Source organism: Akkermansiaceae bacterium (assembly GCA_024233115.1).
In the GTDB taxonomy this organism is placed as follows: domain Bacteria; phylum Verrucomicrobiota; class Verrucomicrobiia; order Verrucomicrobiales; family Akkermansiaceae; genus Oceaniferula.
Map to the genome: position 1 here is coordinate 275412 of JACKQB010000004.1, position 17375 is coordinate 292786.

The following is a 17375-nucleotide window of genomic DNA, read 5'->3' on the forward strand; positions in this document are numbered from 1 at the left end:
TTCACTATCGATCCCATGGAAGCCAGCGAAGCACTTAAAAATACCGAACAAAGCATGAAGAAGGCCGTGGAATATGCCATCCACGAATTTGCAGCCATCCGCACCGGAAAAGCCAGCCCCGCACTGGTCGAGAACATTGATGTCCACGTTGCCAGCTACGGCAGCAACATGAAGGTCAAGGGCCTCGCTGTGATCACCGTGCCCGAGCCGCGCATGATTATGGTCCAACCGTTCGACCCTTCAACCACCAAGGACATCGCAAAGGCAATCCTCGAGAGCAATACCGGCCTCAACCCGGCCAACGAAGGTAAACATCTCCGTATCCCCGTGCCGGAACTCTCCGAGGAGCGCCGCAAGGACATGGTGAAAATGGTCAGGAACCAAGCCGAGGAAGCCCGTGTCCGTGTCCGTGCCTGCCGCAAGGACGGAATGGACGCAGCCAAAAAGATGAAGGCTGCCAATGCCATCACCGAGGACGGACAGCACGATTTCGAGGCCGAGGTCCAGGAGCTTACCAATAAGTACATCAAGGAAATCGACGAGCATCTCGCAGCCAAGGAAACCGAGTTGATGACGGTTTGATAGGGAGGGTGGACACTCTTGTCCACCACCCGCACAGCCATCCGGACAAGAGTGTCCACACCCCCTAACCATGTCCTACACCCCGGACCCTGAACGTTATGATGGCCGTATGCCGTACCGCCGGTGCGGTCATTCCGGACTGAAACTGCCGGCCATCTCACTGGGCTTCTGGCATAACTTTGGTGATGTCGATGATCCAGATGAGGCGCGGAGTATCATGCACCGGGCTTTTGATCTCGGAATCACACACTTTGATTTTGCCAACAACTACGGCCCACCCGCCGGCTCGGCGGAACGCAATGCCGGTCGCATCCTCAAACACGACTTCCTGTCACATCGGGACGAGCTGATTATTTCAACCAAAGCGGGATACTTCATGTGGCACGGCCCGTATGGGGAGTGGGGCTCACGTAAATACCTGCTGGCGTCACTCGACCAGTCGCTCGACCGGCTACAGCTCGACTATGTCGATATTTTCTACTCGCACAGACCCGACCCCGACACCCCGTTAGAGGAAACCATGGGAGCGCTGGCCACGGCGGTGCAACAAGGCAAGGCGCTGTATGCGGGCATTTCCAATTACCCTGCGGCTATGGCGGCGGAAGCCTGTGACATCCTCGCATCCATGGGGGTGCGCTGCCTGATCCACCAGCCGAGATTCAATCTCTTTGATCGCTGGATTGAAGACGGGCTGACGGATGTATTGTTAGAAAAAGGCGTGGGGTGCATCCCCTTCTCGCCTCTGGCCCAAGGTTTACTCACAGGGAGATACCTCGATGGCATACCCGAGGATTCCCGGGCCGCCAAGGAACATGGATTCCTACAAAAAGAGGCGGTCAGCGCCAGGATGGCCCAGGTCCAACAACTTCACCACTTTGCTGCGCAGCGCGGCCAGTCACTCGCCCACATGGCCCTGGCCTGGGTGCTTCATCACCCGGCGGTCACCAGTGCCCTGATCGGTGCCTCCAGTGTCAAACAACTGGAGGAAAATGTCGGCTGCCTGGACCGGCTTGAGTTTACCCAAGCCGAGTTGGCTGCGATCGACGAGATTTTGTAATTCTTAAAACTGCGGTTAAAAGCTCCAAAACGGGTTTACCCGACCTCTTCTCCGTCGGCTTTTTTAGCTTCCGGTTGGTTGGGCTGTCTTGGCTCGGCATGGGCCTCGTTTTTTTTGCCCCTGCCGATCACGTTGGCTTCCTCGCGGGAATAGATTTCCGCGATCCGGAGGCTGCGGCGTGCAAGCTCGCCGGCGTCTTTGTCGGCAATCAGGGCCAGGCCCTCTTCATTGACCTCGCCGAGGAAAATCTTCCATGCCCGCTTGGCGACTTTCCTGGCATTGAGCTTCACCTTGTGAGCTTCCTGCTGCGGCTGTTCCTGTCGGTTACGCTTGCGGTTCCGATTGCGGCGCGCCTGTTTGCGAGGCTGCTCCTCAGCGGTGCGGTCATCGCCTTGATCTTCCTTGGAAGCCTCCGCGGCCTTGTCCTGGGGTTGTTCGTCTTTTGCCTCCTGCTTGGCGGATTTTTTGGCAGCTGTTTTTTTCGAGTTGCCACGGACACCACGTTTGATCGCCGGACGGGAATCGGCTGAATCGGCTGAATCGGATTGGCCTCCGGCGTTGGCCGCCTGATCCGGCTTGTTAGTATTTTCGGGTGCGCCAGATGTGTTAGGCGAAACAGGCGGGTCTTGTTTTTCCGGTTGTTGGGGAGCGGGCTCCTTAGCGGCACTTTTTTCCGGCTTATCCGGCTTTTCAGTTTTTGCAGCCGTCGGGGTTTCGCTGGCAACTTTTTTCCTGGCCGACTTGGCGGTCGGTTTTTTACGGGGAGCCTTGTCCTGTGGCTCTGGAGGAAGGGAATCTTCTGACATGAAATGGTTGGGTGTCCGCAAGTAAGGCAGCAGAACGTAAGAAGTAAAGGTGAATGAGCAAGTATTACCGGCCCCCCGTGCGGGGGTCACCGCAACACGGCGGTGACCGGGGCAACTCATGGGCGGCACGAAGGCCGTGACCGTGATGGCGTCGGGCTTACCAGTTTTTGATATCGTCCGCCTTATCCTTTTTATTATTGCTGGCGGGGCCACCCTGGCCATTGGCACCGAGCGACCAGAGATCGAAGTCGTCCGCCGGATTCATCTCGCCCGGGCTCTGGTAATGGAGAGGCGAGCCCCAGGCATCGATGATGGTGTAGTTACTGGTATCCACATTCAGCTTATTGCCTGTATTGCTTGGGTTGAGTATTTCAAGATAGACCTTGGCACCGGAATCGGGTGTTCCGTTGGCATCGGCATCACCGTAGAGCGCCTTGTAGACTTCGATGGTGCTGTTGTCGCCGCCGCCACCGGTTGGGAAAACACCGTTATCGAGTTTATATTCCTCGAGGGCACGCTCGATGCTCGACACCAGCACCTGCGTCTTTCCTTCCGCCGCCTTGCGTTTGTACCATCCCATGCCACCGACCACCATCGAGGCCAGGACCAGAATGATCGCTATAACGACCATGAGCTCAATCAGAGTAAAGGCGGGGGCACGAAACCCTTGGGGATGACGGGGTGTTTTCATGGGTATGGTTGGGTTATGATGATGTGGCTGTGACGTGGCAGGGGTGTGGCTGCCCCACGGCACGCGGTCGCGCGACAGCCAGGTCCGGTTTGCTCTTGATCTTTGTTCGTCTGTTTGTGCGCGAACTTAACTTGGAGTGTCCACGTTCTGAATCATCTTAATCAGGGGTAGGAACAATGCAAATACAATCGTTCCCACAACCAGGGCGAGAAACACAATCATAATCGGTTCCAGCACGGATGTCAGTGCGGTCACGGCGTTATCGACCTCATCATCGTAGACATCGGCGATTTTCAGCAGCATCTCGGGGAGCTGGCCTGTTTCCTCACCGACATCGACCATACTGATGACCATGGCGGGGAAAATCTTGCTGGCCTGGAGTGGGGCGACGATGGATTCACCTTCCTTGACCGCCTCGTGGACGGTATCGATGGCGTTAGAAACCACCACGTTACCGGCGGTGTCACGGGTAATGGTGAGTGCCTGGAGAATCGGCACACCGGAGGTGACCAGGGTTCCGAGGGTCCGGGAGAAACGAGAGATGGCACTCTTTTTGGTCAGGTCTCCGAAGATGGGGATCCTGAGTTTGAATGCATCAATGGCAGCGCGGCCGCCCTTGGTGTTTGACCACACTTTGATGAGGACAAAGCCACCTGCCGCAATCAGGAATATCCAGACGACGTTGGGGAGGATGAAACTGGATTTCAACATATTCTCCGAGGCACCGAAGACGATCCGTGAGATGAGGGGCAGGTTCCCTCCTTGTTCGGCAAACATTTCCTTGAACTTCGGCACGATGACCAACATCAGGAAGACGAGAATGGCGACCGCGATAAACAGCACAATGATGGGATAGACCATCGCGGAAACGATTTTGTTTTTCAGCTTGTGCGCCTTTTCCATGTATTCGGCAAGACGTGTCAGGACCACTTCGAGCACACCACCCAGCTCACCGGCTTTGACCATGTTGACGTAGAGCTTGTTAAAGATACGGGGGTGTTGGGAGAGGCTCTCCGAAAAGGTGGCACCGGACTGGACGGAATCGGCGAGCGAGTTCACGGTGTTGCGCAAGACCGGGTTAGGCTCCTGCTTGCCAAGCACGGTCAGGCCACGGAGAAGTGGCAGACCGGAATCTATCAGGGTGGCCAGCTGACGGGTGAAGATCATCAGGGCCTTGGGCTTGAGCTTGCCACCGCTCATGCTCTTGACTTTCTTTTTACCGCGCGCCTTTGCCTTGGTCTTCCCTGCGGTGAGGGAGCCTTTGCCCTCTTCAACAACTTGCGTCGGGTAGAGGCCTTGGGCACGAAGCTGCTGGATGGCGTCCGACTCGCTGGATGCCTGGACGGTGCCGGTGGTTTGGTCGCCCTTGGCGTCGAGGGCTAGGTATTGAAAGTTGGCCATGGTTTTAATTGGTGGATGGTTTGCTTGGTTTATCTTGGGGAATGATCGGGCAGTTGAAAATAGTAAATTTCAATCAGTTGTTCGTGCCGGTCGCCGGGACAGGCAAAAATCATTGGTTTATGTGTATTTGAGGACTTCCTCGATGGTGGTTTTTCCGTCGTAAATATTTCTCAGTCCGTCCTCGCGCAAGGTGTTCATACCCAGTTCGATGGCTTTCTGTTTGATGACAACCGTCGGGGCGCGGTCCGTAATCAGGTCACGGATGGGGTCTGTGATATCGAGCAACTCAAACAGGCCACGGCGACCCCTGTAGCCGGACTGGTCACATGAGTCGCAGCCGCGGCCGGTGTAGAATTCCTTGTCGCCCAGTTCATGGGACGACACACCGAGCTGGTTGAGGAGAGCTTCGTTGGGCTCGTAGGATGCCTTGCAATCCTTGCAGATCGTCCGCAGCAGGCGCTGGGCGAGCACACCCTCGAGCGAGGCTGCGACAAGGAATGGCTCGGTGCCCATGTCAACGAGCCGGGTGACGGCGCCGGGGGCGTCGTTGGTGTGGAGGGTCGAGAGCACCAGGTGCCCCGTGAGCGATGCCTGGATGGCAATCTGGGCGGTATCCAGGTCGCGGATCTCCCCCACCAGAATTCGGTCGGGGTCCTGACGCAGGAAGGCGCGCAGGATACGTGCGAATGTCAGGCCTATACCTTCATGCACAGGGACTTGGATAATACCGTCGACATCATATTCCACGGGGTCTTCAGCGGTGAGCAGCTTGGAGTCGATGGTGTTGATTTCCTTGAGTGCGGCGTAGAGGGTGGTGGTTTTACCGGCGCCGGTGGGACCTGTGCAGATGAAAATCCCGTTAGGCTTGCGCACGGTGTCATTGATGTACTCAAAGATATTGTCAGGCATCCCGAGCATATCGAGGCTCAGGTTGATATTGCCGCGGTCAAGGACCCGGAGTACGATGCTCTCCCCATGCTGGGTGGGCAGGGTGGAAACACGCATGTCCACCTGCTTTTCACCGATGTGTTTAACAATCCTGCCGTCCTGGGGGATGCGCTTCTCGGCGATGTTCATATTGGACATCACCTTGATCCGGGAAAGGATCGGTAAGGCGAGGTGCACCGGAGGCGGTGCCATTTCATAAAGGGCACCATCGACACGGTAGCGGATCTTGAACTCAGTCTCAAAGGGTTCGAAATGAATATCGGACGCCCCCTCGTTGATCGCCTGGTAAAGCACCAGATCGACATAGCGGATGATGGGAGCGGAATTCGCCTCCGCCTCGACATCCTGGGCACTAGGCTCGTTAGGATTGACGATGCCGTTTTCCAGCTGGCTCAGGATATCATCCATCGCCTGTCCTTCACCGCCGTATGCATCGCTGAGTCGTTTTTCGACAAGGTGGTCGGGAGCAATGGCCAGAATGATCTCCTTACCCAGGGCAAAGCGCAGGTCCTCGACGACCTGGGGGTTGAGGGGATCGACCAGGCAGACGGTAAGCCCCTCGTTATCGACGTTGACCGGCAGGGCTCCATGCAAGCGGGCCATACCGCCGGGAATCAGCGCCAGCAGTTCTGCAGGCGGGACGAAATTCGCGAGGTCGATCATACCGACGCCCAGCTCGTTGGCGATGATCGGCCAGACGTCGTCTTTTTCCTGAATCACCTCGTAATCGGCGAGTATTTCAGAAATCTCCTTACCGCTGTTCTCGACCTCTTGTACGATGTCAGTGGCAAGGTACTGATCGATCAAACCGCGGTTGACGAAAATGTCGATGAGTTGTGAATTGTCCATGAAAGATGTATAAGCTGTTAGGTGAATCCTGTTGAGTCCTCTTGAGTGTGGTGGCGGTGACGTGTTGGTCGGATTCGGTATCTGGGTTTAGTCGCTGTCTGCCATGGTGACACGCAGGACTTCTTCTGCGGAGGTGATGCCGGCGAGCACCTTGCGGATGCCGTCTTCGCGGAGGGTGCGCATTCCCAGCTCACGCGCCCGGCGGCGTAGTTGTGGTGAGGTCAGCTCCTCGTTGATGAGGTGACGTACTTCGTCGTCGATTTTGAAAAGCTCGAAGATTCCCATGCGGCCCTTATAACCAATGTTACGGCACATGTCGCAGCCCTCCGGACCCATGATGTCGCTTTCCGCGACCTGTCTGGCGTCCAGCTTGAGGGTGCGCAATTCGCGGTCATTGAGGATGGCCGGGGCCTTGCAGTGCGGGCAAAGTTTACGCACAAGGCGCTGGGCGATAATCGCCCTGACCGACGAGGCGATGAGGAATCGTTTGATCCCGATATCCGCCAGACGGGCGACGGCACCAGGGGCGTCGTTGGTGTGCAGGGTTGAAAAGACAAGGTGACCGGTAAGTGCCGCCTGAATGGCGATACCCGCAGTTTCCTTATCGCGGATTTCCCCCAGCATGATGATATTGGGCGCCTGGCGCATCATGGCCCTGAGGGCGGCGGCAAAGGTCATGCCGATGTCGGTTTTCACCATCACCTGGTTGATACCGGGCAACTCATATTCCACCGGATCCTCCACGGTGATGATCTTCCGGTCAGGCTTGTTGATGGTGTTGAGGCAGCCGTAGAGAGTGGTGGTCTTACCCGAGCCTGTCGGCCCCGTGACCAGGATGATGCCATCGGGCATACCGAGGAGTTTGCTCACTGTATCCTGGTCGTCCGACAGGAATCCGAGCTCCGGCAGACCGAGCATCAGGGAGGTTTTATCGAGGATACGCATGACGACGCTCTCGCCGTGGTTACTCGGCACGGATGACACGCGGAGATCGACCTCCTTGCCGGCCACGCGGATCTGGATCCGTCCGTCCTGGGGCAGGCGTTTCTCAGCGATACTCATGGTGCCGCTCATCACCTTGATGCGGGCGATGATAGCGGGGTGTAGCTTTTTCGGATGGTTGTCCACCTCGATGAGCTTGCCATCGACCCGAAAACGGATACGCAGCGAGGTCTCCATAGGCTCGATGTGGATGTCGCTGGCGCTCATCTTAAAGGCCTCCAGCAGCATGGTGGATACCATTTTGATGATCGGCGCGTCATCGGCGGAAGCTTCTTCTGCGCCCTCTTCGGTCACAACGGTAAACTCGGATTGCGCAGCCTCCTCGTCAACATCGCCACCGTAGTTCTGGTGGATGACCTGGGCGATGGCAGAGGCCGTGGCGCAAATGGGGTTGATTTCACGACCCAGAATATGGGGAAGGCTGTCCAGGACCTCGAAATCGAGGGGGTCGGCGACGGCAACGGTCAAATAGGTGCCGTCGTCGAGCACCGGGACCGCACGGAATCGTCTGGCGACATCGTCCGGGATTTTATCAAACATATCCGGGGCGATGGGCGTGTGTGCCAGATCGATGTACTCCATGCTGGAGCTCTGAGCGCAAACCTTGGCGACTTGTTCCTCGCTGATACGCTTACTGCCGACAAGCCTTTCCACGACACTTTCTCTGCCTTTCAACTGGCCGCGGGTGGTCTCGATTTCCTCCACAGAAACCAGTCCGGCTTCTGTCAGGAGTTCGAGGAGGTAATCTTCGTTAGAATACACTGTAAAATCTTCGCTTAAATGGTGAGTAATGAGTCGTGAAAAAAGCAGCTCCCATAACAATCCGTACGGAAACCATCCCTGTCAGACTGGTCAAGGCGGCACTCCCCGTCAAGCAGTCATGTTCGATTTTTCATATTAGTTTTCCTGATGATAATTCAATGTAACTACAACACGCCTCGTTACTCAGATTCAATGTAATTACAATGGTCATCGGTGCTTTTTATGCGTTCAATGACTTCCCTGATCCATGACACCTCTCACCTATTTCACACTCGTGCTGGCACTTGGCATCGCTGCCCAGTGGTTGGCTTGGAAATGCAAACTGCCCTCGATCCTGGTCCTGCTGGCCTTCGGATTTGGCCTGGGCCATTTCACCGGGGCCAACATCGATGACTATCTGGTGGGCGATAACGTCCTGCTGTCCGCGGTGGGTCTTTGTGTCGCCGTCATCTTGTTTGAGGGCGGCTTGACACTCAAGTTCTCCGATCTGAAGGAAAGCGGCACCCCTGTCCTGAGGCTGTGCACCTTCGGGGTGGTGATCAGTTTTTTCCTGACTTATGCAAGCACCCGGTATCTGCTCGGGTTCGATTGGCGCGTGGCATCGCTGTTAGGTGCGATCCTGGTGGTCACCGGACCCACCGTGATCGCCCCCTTGCTCAGACACATCAAGCCGTCGCGGAAAATTGGCAACGTGGTCAAGTGGGAGGGGATTGTCATCGATCCCATCGGCGCCATCCTCGCGGTGCTCGTCTATCAGGTCGCGATCGCCGGCAATGTGGATGCCGCCAGGGAGGAAATTTTCCGCGCGCTCGGCCTCACCCTGTTAGTGGGTGTGGTGCTGGCATTTATACTGGCGAAAATCATTGAACTCCTGCTGAAGCACCACCTGATACCGGACTACCTGCACTCGGTCTTTTTGCTGGCAGTGACCGCCACGGCATTTGCCGCCTCCAATGCCATCCAGCCCGAGTCCGGCCTACTCACCGTCACGGTGCTTGGTATTGCTCTGGCGAACCAGAAGTCGGTGTCCGTGAAACACATTCTCGAGTTCAAGGAGAACCTCCGGGTGTTGATCATCTCGGTGTTATTCATCGTGCTTTCAGGGCGTGTCCAACTCAGCGAACTGAAAGATGCTCTGGTGCCCGGACTTGGACTGCTCGCCATGCTCATCGTGGTGGTGCGTCCTCTCTCCGTTTTTGGAGCCAACCTGTTTTCCAAACAAGTCAATCTGAAGGAACAGTTCTTTTTGTCATCGATGGCACCTCGCGGTATCGTCGCCGCGGCAGTCACGGCCATCTTTGCCCTTGAGTTCGAGCATGCGGTCCACGAGGGCAATTTAAACCAGGAAATAGGACTGGTTACCCATCAGATGGTCCCGATTGTATTTATCGTCATCGTCGGGACCGTGGCGTTCTACGGCCTGCTGGCGGCACCACTGGCACGCCGTCTGGGACTCGCCAGCAAAAACCCACGCGGCATCCTCTTCGCCGGTGCTGGAAAATGGGTCAGACTGGCCGCAAAGGCACTCAAGAAAGACGGTCATGACATCTTGTTGTTAGACACCAACTACGACAACATCGCCAGCGCGAAACTTGATGGCCTCCCGGCTGTCCGCGCCAACATCCTTTCCGAGTATGTGGAGGAGGAACTCGAACTCACAGGATTGGGCCAGCTGATCACCACCACCCCCAACGACGAGGTCAACTCACTGGCGGCGCACCATTTCGTCCACGTCTTTGGCCGGGAGAACGTCTGGCAGGTCGCGCCGACCGATGATGGTGCCCACCACCGGACAGCGGCGGCGGCACACCTGCGCGGCAGGATCTGTTTCCCGTCGCGCCCACAGTTCAGGCGACTGGAGAATTTTGCCGCCCAAGGTGCGGTGATTAAAAAAACGACCATCACCGGGCAGTTCACCCTGGAGCATTTCCAAGAGATGTATGGTGAGGATTACATTCTCCTGTTCCGGGTCACCGAGGAAAAAGGTCTACAGGTCGCGTATGACGAAATGAAACCCATGGCACCGGGAACCACGATTTACGCGATGATCAGGCCGGAGGATGCCTAATCGCTGCGTTTAAACTCCAAGATTCAAACTCCAAATACCAAGAAGGGCTATGTATGATCAGTTAGAGGCAAGGTTGCATGATGTGTTTTGGGCGGCTGAGGGTGACAATGCAGAGCTTCCGTTGATTAAGGGTTTCCTCCAACAATACGCTGGCTCCGCACTTGAGCTCGGGTGCGGCTCAGGGAGAATTTTACTTCCTTTGTTAGCAGACGGATACCTGATGGAGGGGTTGGATAACTCGGAGGATATGCTGCGACTGTGCCGGGAATCCGCAGGCGACTTCAGCCCCGTCCTGCATCACGCCGGCATGGAGGATTTCCGGACCGGCTCCGTCTATGGCGCGGTCACCATACCGGCATTCACCCTGCAACTTTTGCCACCCGATACCATCGCGGAGGTTTTTGCCAACATCCGCGATCATCTCCACCCGGGCGGCGGGCTGTACTTAACCACCTTCATCCCATGGGCGGAGTTAACCGGTGAACTCGAGGAAGGCGTCTGGTTTCTCGACCAGGAAACGGAACTACCCGACGGAAACACCGCGCAATGCCATACCCGCTTCTACATCAAACGCCTCTCACAAGAACTTCTGCGTGAACATCGGTACCAAATCCTGTCGCCCGCCGGAGAGGTGTTAGAATCCAGTGACAGCGTTCATAAGCTGACCTGGTTCTGGCCACGTGAGATCGGAAAAATACTTACCGACGCCGGCTTCAGCACGCAACAAATCATCGGTGATTTTACAGCCGGTGAACCATGCGATGACAACAGCCAGATGATCACCGTCATCGCCAGACGTCACGACGATGAGTAGCCTCCGTTAATGAGATCGAGTCTCACAGGTTTTTCGGTTTCTATTTACCGCGTAGCAGCTAGAATCAAACCATTCCCATGGATCACGATCATGACGAAGGCTCCTGGCCACTACTGTTAGGCAGCGCCATTCTCTGCGGACTGGCCACTGTGGCCGGAATCATCGTGCAGCGATTCCCCGATACTGAAAACATCGCGCTCGGCATCTACCTGATCGCCTACATGACCGGTGGCTGGGATGCGGCGTTAGACACCCTGGAAAAACTGCGCAAACTCCGGCTCGACATCCATTTCCTGATGATCGCCGTGGCCGTGGGCGCGGCCTTTATCGGTGCCTGGTGGGAAGGTGCCGCCCTGCTGTTTCTTTTTTCCCTCAGCGGTGCCCTCGAAGCCATGGCGATGGCGCGAACCGAGCGGGAAATCCGTTCCCTGTTTCGTGAAGCACCCAAGATGGCACTCTCGATCCAGCAGGACAACAGCACCAGGGAGGTGTCCGTCGCCTCCCTCCGTATCGGTGAAAAAATACGCATTCTCCCGGGCGAGCAGTTCCCCACCGACAGCCGGGTGGTTTCCGGCGCAAGCTCGGCCGACGAGTCATCACTGACCGGCGAATCCGCACCGGTTGACAAACGACCGGGCGATGCGGTTTTCAGTGGCACCATCAACACCTGGGGCAAACTTGATGCGGTGGTCGAAAAAGAAGCCGGCGATAGCGCCCACGCCCGCATCATCCAGTTGATCACCGAAGCCCAGAAATCAAAAGCTCCCTCGCAGCGCTTCACCGACAAGTTCGGCACCACCTACACCATCGGTATCCTGCTGCTCTCACTCGCCATGTTTTTCATCTGGCACCTCGGTATGCACATCCCCGCTTTCCTGAATGAAGGTGGTCAGAAATCCGCATTTTACCGCGCCATGACCCTGCTGGTGGTGTGCTCGCCCTGCGCCTTGGTCATATCCATCCCCAGCGCCATCCTCACAGGCATTGCCAGCGGAGCACGGCGCGGCATTCTTTTCCGTGGTGGACTGGCGGTGGAAAACCTTGCCCAAATCACCCGCCTTGCCGTCGATAAAACCGGCACCCTGACCAAGGGGGAACTCGAACTCGTCGGCATCGAAACCAATCCCGTGGGTGCCGACCGGCAGCTCCTCGACCTCGCCGCCGCCCTCTCGCTCAACTCCACCCACCCGCTGTCGAGGGCGATCCATACGGCACATGCCGACCGGGCGGGCGTCCCGCGCAAGGTGACTGATTTCCAATCACTCCCCGGTAAAGGACTGAGCGGCATCATCGATGGCAAAGCGGTGACCCTGGGCCGCAGGTCGCATGTTGTTGATTCGGGGAAAGCAAACCCATGGCTCGAATCCCTGCCATTGCCCGAAGCCGGACTCACCGAGGTCATCGTGCACAGCGACAACCTGACAGGACGGCTACTGCTGCGCGACACCCCACGACCGGAGGCCGCCCGACTGATCCGCCAACTCAATCAGCAAGGTGTCAAAACATCCATGCTCACCGGCGACCGGGCGGCATCGGCGCAACTGATCGCCGACGAGGTAGGGCTCACCGATTTCCAGTATGAACTTCATCCCGAGGACAAGGTGGCGGCCATCCGGAAATGGAAAGAACAGGGCGACAAGGTCGCCATGGCAGGAGACGGCGTCAACGATGCGCCAAGTCTCGCCATGGCGGATGTATCCATCGGTATGGGACTGCGCGGCAGCGACGCCGTCCTGGAGCAAGCCGACATCGTCCTCACCCACGACAAGCTGGAAAGCCTGCTCGACGCCTTCCAGCTGAGTCGGCGTTGCCGTGCCATCATCAAACAAAACCTCGCCATTTCCCTGGGTGTCGTGATCCTCCTCGGCCTTGCCGCCATCGGCAGTTGGATCCCGCTGACCCTGGGAGTGCTCGGCCATGAGGGCTCCACCATCGTCGTGGTGCTCAACAGCCTGCGGATCTTGTTTTTCAAAGGTCAAGGCGATGCGTGAGCGCATGGGCAAAGGACTAGTTTCCCACCCTCGTCGACAGGTCGCCACCTAACAGAACACTCTATTCCAGCCGCTCCTTGACCAGCTGCCGCATCGAGTAGAGCCGGGTCTGCTTTTTCCGCCACCCCACACCACTCAATGGCCGCGCCCCGGTCTTGCGTTTTTCACTGAATCTTTCACGGGCCTCTTTGAACACCTTGTCGACAAAGTCCCGACTACCAAACGTCACGCCGTCGCTGAAATACCGGACCCGGCACCTCAACGCCTCGCCAATGCTCAGCTTGCCACCCTTCGCCAGCACCTTCTCCACGTCCTGTCGACGGAAGCCTTTCCGCACTTGTTTGACCCCGCCTCCCGTTTCCCTCCGCTCGGCGAACACCTCCTCGCCATCCGTGAACAGCATCATCCGGTACCGCTCCGCCACGCCGTCGCCCCAGCTCTGCAATGGCTTTGCACCCTCCCTTTTTAAATTAAAATCATCCGCACCGGCCAGAATCCTGCAATACCCGTCCCGCGCCAGCTTCCGGCCCCGTTTCGCCGTCGGCTGCATCGCCTCGCCATACGAACTCCACTTGTAGTCCTCGGGTTTCTCCACCATCCCCGCCCGGATCGGGTTCAGGTCGATGTAAGCCGACATCACACGCGCCGCGTAACCATCCTGCACCAGCACACTCTTGAACCGCCCCTCCCACAAGGTTCCCTTACGCGCTTTCTTGCCGTTATACCACTGGGTGAACCGCTGCTTGAGCCCCTTCATAAACGACGACAGGTCGTGCATGCGCCGGGTGTATTTCGCCTTGAACTCCTCCACCGCCGCGTCCGCACCCTGCCGCCGAAGCCGCCGCACCATTTGCTCGATGTCGAGGTAATACAGCTTCGAATAAATCGTTTTCATCCGCTTCAGGAACTCATCGTCCCCCATCTCCACCGCCGCCCCCCGCGCCTTCGGCGGCACCTCCACCAGCAGGTGGAAATGATTGCTCATCACGCAGTAGGAAAGCACCCGCACCCCGCAAAACGCCTCATACTCCCGCATCATGCGCACAAAAACATCCTTCTCATCCCGCCCCAACACAAACCGCCGGTCGATCACCCGGGAAACACAGTGATAAACCGACGCCGAAACCTCGGCGGAAGGGGATAGAAAACGTGGCTGATACATAGCTGGATACGGCTGACTGAGGGGAAACTACACAAAAAAAGCACCAAGGTCAACACCTATTTCATATCAACAGGACAGACCTTTTGTTTGTTTTTGATCGGTGTTAGAAGATCATGCTTTAAAAATGGCGTAGGTTTGCCTTAACAGGTGCAAGGACTGCACCCACGAAGTCGGTTTGAAAATTTGATTTCTTAACCAGCGGATGAAGGTCACGCCCGTCTGCTTAAGCCTCTGCCAGTCTTTGTATAGCCTTGGCAACTCCCCTCCTAACTGGCTGGCTTCACTTTGCGCCTGCTCAAGACGCTTGTCCATCCGCTCGCGGTTTGTTGTGTTCTCGATTCCCTCTTCTTCCCTGATGGTTTCCTCAAAGCGTGTCAGCAGGTTGTGGCTCAGGGTGATGAAGAGGGCCTGCATCTCCCGCGCGGCCTCCGTGCTCCCCCATGCCTTTATCTCGCCAAGCTTGTTCTTGAACACATCGAAGATTTTCTCGATGTCCCAGCGCATGCGGTAGAGCTGGGCAATGAGTCCCGGCGGGAAGCTTGAGCTTGTCAGGTTGGTCAGCAATACCAGGTCGCGTCCGCTCTGCGGGCAGCGGTAGGTGATGCGCCGCAGCATGACTCCGCCGCCGTATCCTGCGAGTTCGTCGCTGATTACTCCGGCGTTAACCGGATCCGCGGTGTCAAACCCAAGGGGCATCGGACTCACCGGGCGCATGTTGTCTTTTTCAAGGCTCAGGAAGTAAATGCCGCCCGCTTGCTTCCACTTGAACCACTGGGCGAAATCGATTCCGGCCTTATCCCACACGTAGATGACCTTCCTTCCCTTTGGCGCGCCTTGGCGCAGGAGCTCTCTGTCGAGGGACTTGAGCAGGGTGATGTCGTGGTTTTTCTCGGTCTTCCTTGTCCGCCGTTTTTCTTTCTTGTTGCTCAGGGCGAGGTGATTACAGGTGAAGTTTCGCAGGTTCAGTGTGTAGAGGTGGCCTACGGCTGTTTTCCTTCCCTTGTAATCACGCTGGTCATGGGAGGCGGCTGCATGAAAGTGGCCGTCCCCCGCGAAAATCTCAAAATCATCAAGGGCCGCATGGCTTGCCGGACCGGGATGGGATGGATGGTTGCGCGGAGCGGTGGCGAGATACTCGTCGAGAAGGCTACGGAGGTGGCTGCGCCGACGCCTGCTCTTGAGGGCGTCAAAGAACTGGGCGGGGGTGAGCCCTGCTTCCCCGCCACTGGAATCAAAAAGACTCTGGAGAAAGGCGCGCCCGGAGGGCTCGTTGTCGAGAACGCGGAAGATGCCTGTATCGATCCAGTCGTGATCCCCGACCACCGGACAGCAACGCTGGTGTTCTGCTTTGTCGAGGATGCATGTTAGGGGTTGGCGGAAGCGGCGGTAAGTCTCGGATGTTATTGTTAGTAAATGGGCCATGAATAATTTTTTTGCGGGTCAGGACCCTGTAATCAAGCGGTAAATGCATTTATTTATCCTCTCGCGAGCTAACAGACGCAAAGTGAGCTTGAACGACCCAGCATGAATCAACCTCGGTGCTCGCAACACAGCTCGAACAAGACCCCGCCACGCTAATTTTTTACACCTAATATTCTAACACCGATCTTGTTTTTATCCTGGGAAGCTTCTGGCTATCCTGGTCCTCGGCATCAGCTGTTTCCGCCTGTGCGAGTAACCCGTCGATATCCAGCCGGAGTTGCTCGCGGATTTCAACGGCTCGTTGATAGCTGACGTTCTGATCGATGGACGCATTGGCCTTTAAATGGGTGCCATCCAGCGAGACGTTGCCGAGCTTGAGCAACTTGAGCTCGCGGGCCAGCTCCAACACATCGACAAAACTCTCGCGGAAAGCCTCGAGGTTGTCGCGGCGGAACTTGCAGATCGTGTCGTGATCGGGATGGGTCCCTGCCGTCAGGTAACGGATTGCCACGTCGCGGTGGGTGGCTCGCTCGATCTTACGCGAGGAAAACAGACCGTTGGCGTAGCTGTAGATCAGCAGCGCCAGCATCATATGGGGCGGGAATTGTTTGGCTCCGGTGCCCCGGTGATTGACCCGAAAGCTCTCCAGCGGGAGGCGGTCCACCGCCTCGATCACGAAATGGACCAGGTCGTCCTCGGGCACCCACTCACGCAGGTCAGGAGGCAGAAGCATCGGAGTATTACGGTCTACGGAAACAAAGCGTGCGGCCATGCATTGAGACTATCAAACTCTTGGATCAATTCCAAGTCCGACAAGCTCCTAGGTAAACCATCCACAGTTAGTCCGGCGCCACTAGTAGGACCAGCAACTTTAACTATGACTTCTCCAGGGACCATTTCCCCATGTGTTGGTATGCGTATCGTCAGTACAACAGTTTCGTCGGCAACATCGGCAACTCCAGCGGGCACGCCTTCAACAGCAGTTGTCATTCCTAGTGATGCTTCGGGACCCGTCTCCATCATTATGGAATCCAGTGTCGATCTAATTACCTGGGTACCAGCAAATCCAGGACAATACGGATCAACAACCTCAAATCGGTTCTTTCGTGTGAGAGCAGTGAACAACTAGCCCACGTATTCCGGTCGAGTAGGCGGCGGGGCCACCCCGCCACCTTTACTACTAAACGGGTATGAACCGTAAAAGGGGGCAGCAACTGTCTGAAAATGTGAAATTGGTCAGGCATAGAAATGTATCATTGACACCTTGCACTCCCCCATTTCCTCCGGTAGAATCCCATCATGCCACGCCAAGTCAGAGTCCAGTTCGATGACGCCATTTACCATGTGATGGCGCGAGGGAACCGGCTGGACAAGATTGTGCGCAGTGACGCGGATCGCGAGAGCTTTGAGGCGACGCTTGAGGAAGTGGTTGGGAGGACCGGTTGACCACGTCATCGGTGTTAGAAAATCATGCTTTAAAAATGGCGTAAACAATTGCTTTCTACAGGACAGACCTTTTATTTATGGACCAATTCGCACTGGAAATACTGCCCGGGAGGCGGAGGCGGATGTGACGACAATTCAAACGGATCATCGATCCATGATCAGAGATGCTTGTGGGTAAAGAGGTCCAGCGCAGAGAGGGGTCCGTGGATTGTAGATTCGATGATTGTTGGGCGAGAGGGGAAGAGATGACGTGCAACATTCCAAACAGTCAAAAACACCAAATGCAACAAATCTCTTCCCCCTTTACTTGGACTGCGGCGAGGTATCGCCGCTATTGAATGGCCCATGATGTTCACATGCACGCACAAAGATGA

The 17375-nt window shown here is 56.6% G+C and carries 14 protein-coding genes; 6 read left to right on the forward strand and 8 right to left on the reverse strand.

The features are described 5' to 3' along the window. The first annotated feature begins 15 nt into the window (after nucleotides 1–15). Nucleotides 16–582, forward strand: a complete 567-nt coding sequence (frr, locus tag H7A51_12205) for a ribosome recycling factor (protein MCP5536979.1) — start codon at nucleotides 16–18, stop codon at nucleotides 580–582. 70 nt (nucleotides 583–652) lie between these two features. Further along, nucleotides 653–1639 carry an aldo/keto reductase gene (locus tag H7A51_12210; protein MCP5536980.1) on the forward strand — a complete coding sequence of 329 codons (987 nt, stop codon included), beginning with the start codon at nucleotides 653–655 and terminating at the stop codon, nucleotides 1637–1639. Nucleotides 1640–1674: 35 nt separating this feature from the next. On the opposite strand, the gene H7A51_12215 is transcribed toward H7A51_12210, so the two are convergent. The 5 genes from H7A51_12215 to tadA all read right to left on the reverse strand — a co-directional run bounded on the left by H7A51_12215 (nucleotide 1675) and on the right by tadA (nucleotide 8098). Continuing rightward, nucleotides 1675–2445, reverse strand: a complete 771-nt coding sequence (locus H7A51_12215) for a hypothetical protein (protein MCP5536981.1) — start codon at nucleotides 2443–2445, stop codon at nucleotides 1675–1677. 157 nt (nucleotides 2446–2602) lie between these two features. Beyond that, nucleotides 2603–3136 (reverse strand): type II secretion system protein GspG, encoded by a 534-nt coding sequence (locus H7A51_12220; GenBank protein MCP5536982.1) that lies wholly within the window; start codon nucleotides 3134–3136, stop codon nucleotides 2603–2605. 126 nt (nucleotides 3137–3262) lie between these two features. Next, nucleotides 3263–4537, reverse strand: a complete 1275-nt coding sequence (locus tag H7A51_12225) for a type II secretion system F family protein (GenBank protein ID MCP5536983.1) — start codon at nucleotides 4535–4537, stop codon at nucleotides 3263–3265. A 117-nt stretch (nucleotides 4538–4654) separates the two neighbouring features. After that, the gene (locus H7A51_12230; GenBank protein ID MCP5536984.1) at nucleotides 4655–6334 is read right to left on the reverse strand and encodes a type II/IV secretion system protein; all 1680 of its coding nucleotides are present in this window, start codon (nucleotides 6332–6334) and stop codon (nucleotides 4655–4657) included. Nucleotides 6335–6421: 87 nt separating this feature from the next. Then, nucleotides 6422–8098: a Flp pilus assembly complex ATPase component TadA gene (gene tadA / locus H7A51_12235; protein MCP5536985.1), complete on the reverse strand. Its 1677-nt coding sequence runs from the start codon at nucleotides 8096–8098 to the stop codon at nucleotides 6422–6424. A gap of 247 nt (nucleotides 8099–8345) precedes the next feature. On the opposite strand from tadA, the gene H7A51_12240 reads away from it, so the two are divergent. From H7A51_12240 to H7A51_12250, 3 genes are all read left to right on the forward strand, one after another. Then, complete coding sequence (locus H7A51_12240; protein ID MCP5536986.1) at nucleotides 8346–10166, forward strand: cation:proton antiporter; 1821 nt, start codon at nucleotides 8346–8348, stop codon at nucleotides 10164–10166. Between the two features lie 49 nt (nucleotides 10167–10215). Next, nucleotides 10216–10980, forward strand: a complete 765-nt coding sequence (locus tag H7A51_12245; protein MCP5536987.1) for a class I SAM-dependent methyltransferase — start codon at nucleotides 10216–10218, stop codon at nucleotides 10978–10980. Nucleotides 10981–11057: 77 nt separating this feature from the next. Further along, complete coding sequence (locus tag H7A51_12250; GenBank protein MCP5536988.1) at nucleotides 11058–12971, forward strand: heavy metal translocating P-type ATPase; 1914 nt, start codon at nucleotides 11058–11060, stop codon at nucleotides 12969–12971. A gap of 61 nt (nucleotides 12972–13032) precedes the next feature. Here the strand turns inward: H7A51_12250 and H7A51_12255 are convergent, their stop codons facing one another. From H7A51_12255 to H7A51_12265, 3 genes are all read right to left on the reverse strand, one after another. Then, complete coding sequence (locus H7A51_12255; GenBank protein ID MCP5536989.1) at nucleotides 13033–14133, reverse strand: transposase; 1101 nt, start codon at nucleotides 14131–14133, stop codon at nucleotides 13033–13035. Between the two features lie 111 nt (nucleotides 14134–14244). Continuing rightward, complete coding sequence (locus H7A51_12260; GenBank protein ID MCP5536990.1) at nucleotides 14245–15555, reverse strand: transposase; 1311 nt, start codon at nucleotides 15553–15555, stop codon at nucleotides 14245–14247. A 166-nt stretch (nucleotides 15556–15721) separates the two neighbouring features. Further along, entirely contained in the window at nucleotides 15722–16288 is a 567-nt protein-coding gene (locus H7A51_12265; protein ID MCP5536991.1) for a transposase, read from the reverse strand. Nucleotides 16289–16854: 566 nt separating this feature from the next. Here H7A51_12265 and H7A51_12270 point away from each other — a divergent pair. Continuing rightward, nucleotides 16855–17001 (forward strand): hypothetical protein, encoded by a 147-nt coding sequence (locus tag H7A51_12270; protein MCP5536992.1) that lies wholly within the window; start codon nucleotides 16855–16857, stop codon nucleotides 16999–17001. Nucleotides 17002–17375 lie beyond the last annotated feature (374 nt).

Coding starts and splice junctions, on each gene's coding strand:
- frr (MCP5536979.1), top strand. CDS start 16: ATGGAAGCCAGCGAAGCACTTAAAAATACCGAACAAAGCATGAAGAAG.
- H7A51_12210 (MCP5536980.1), top strand. CDS start 653: ATGTCCTACACCCCGGACCCTGAACGTTATGATGGCCGTATGCCGTAC.
- H7A51_12215 (MCP5536981.1), bottom strand. CDS start 2,445: ATGTCAGAAGATTCCCTTCCTCCAGAGCCACAGGACAAGGCTCCCCGT.
- H7A51_12220 (MCP5536982.1), bottom strand. CDS start 3,136: ATGAAAACACCCCGTCATCCCCAAGGGTTTCGTGCCCCCGCCTTTACT.
- H7A51_12225 (MCP5536983.1), bottom strand. CDS start 4,537: ATGGCCAACTTTCAATACCTAGCCCTCGACGCCAAGGGCGACCAAACC.
- H7A51_12230 (MCP5536984.1), bottom strand. CDS start 6,334: ATGGACAATTCACAACTCATCGACATTTTCGTCAACCGCGGTTTGATC.
- H7A51_12240 (MCP5536986.1), top strand. CDS start 8,346: ATGACACCTCTCACCTATTTCACACTCGTGCTGGCACTTGGCATCGCT.
- H7A51_12245 (MCP5536987.1), top strand. CDS start 10,216: ATGTATGATCAGTTAGAGGCAAGGTTGCATGATGTGTTTTGGGCGGCT.
- H7A51_12250 (MCP5536988.1), top strand. CDS start 11,058: ATGGATCACGATCATGACGAAGGCTCCTGGCCACTACTGTTAGGCAGC.
- H7A51_12255 (MCP5536989.1), bottom strand. CDS start 14,133: ATGTATCAGCCACGTTTTCTATCCCCTTCCGCCGAGGTTTCGGCGTCG.
- H7A51_12260 (MCP5536990.1), bottom strand. CDS start 15,555: ATGGCCCATTTACTAACAATAACATCCGAGACTTACCGCCGCTTCCGC.
- H7A51_12265 (MCP5536991.1), bottom strand. CDS start 16,288: ATGCTTCTGCCTCCTGACCTGCGTGAGTGGGTGCCCGAGGACGACCTG.
- H7A51_12270 (MCP5536992.1), top strand. CDS start 16,855: ATGCCACGCCAAGTCAGAGTCCAGTTCGATGACGCCATTTACCATGTG.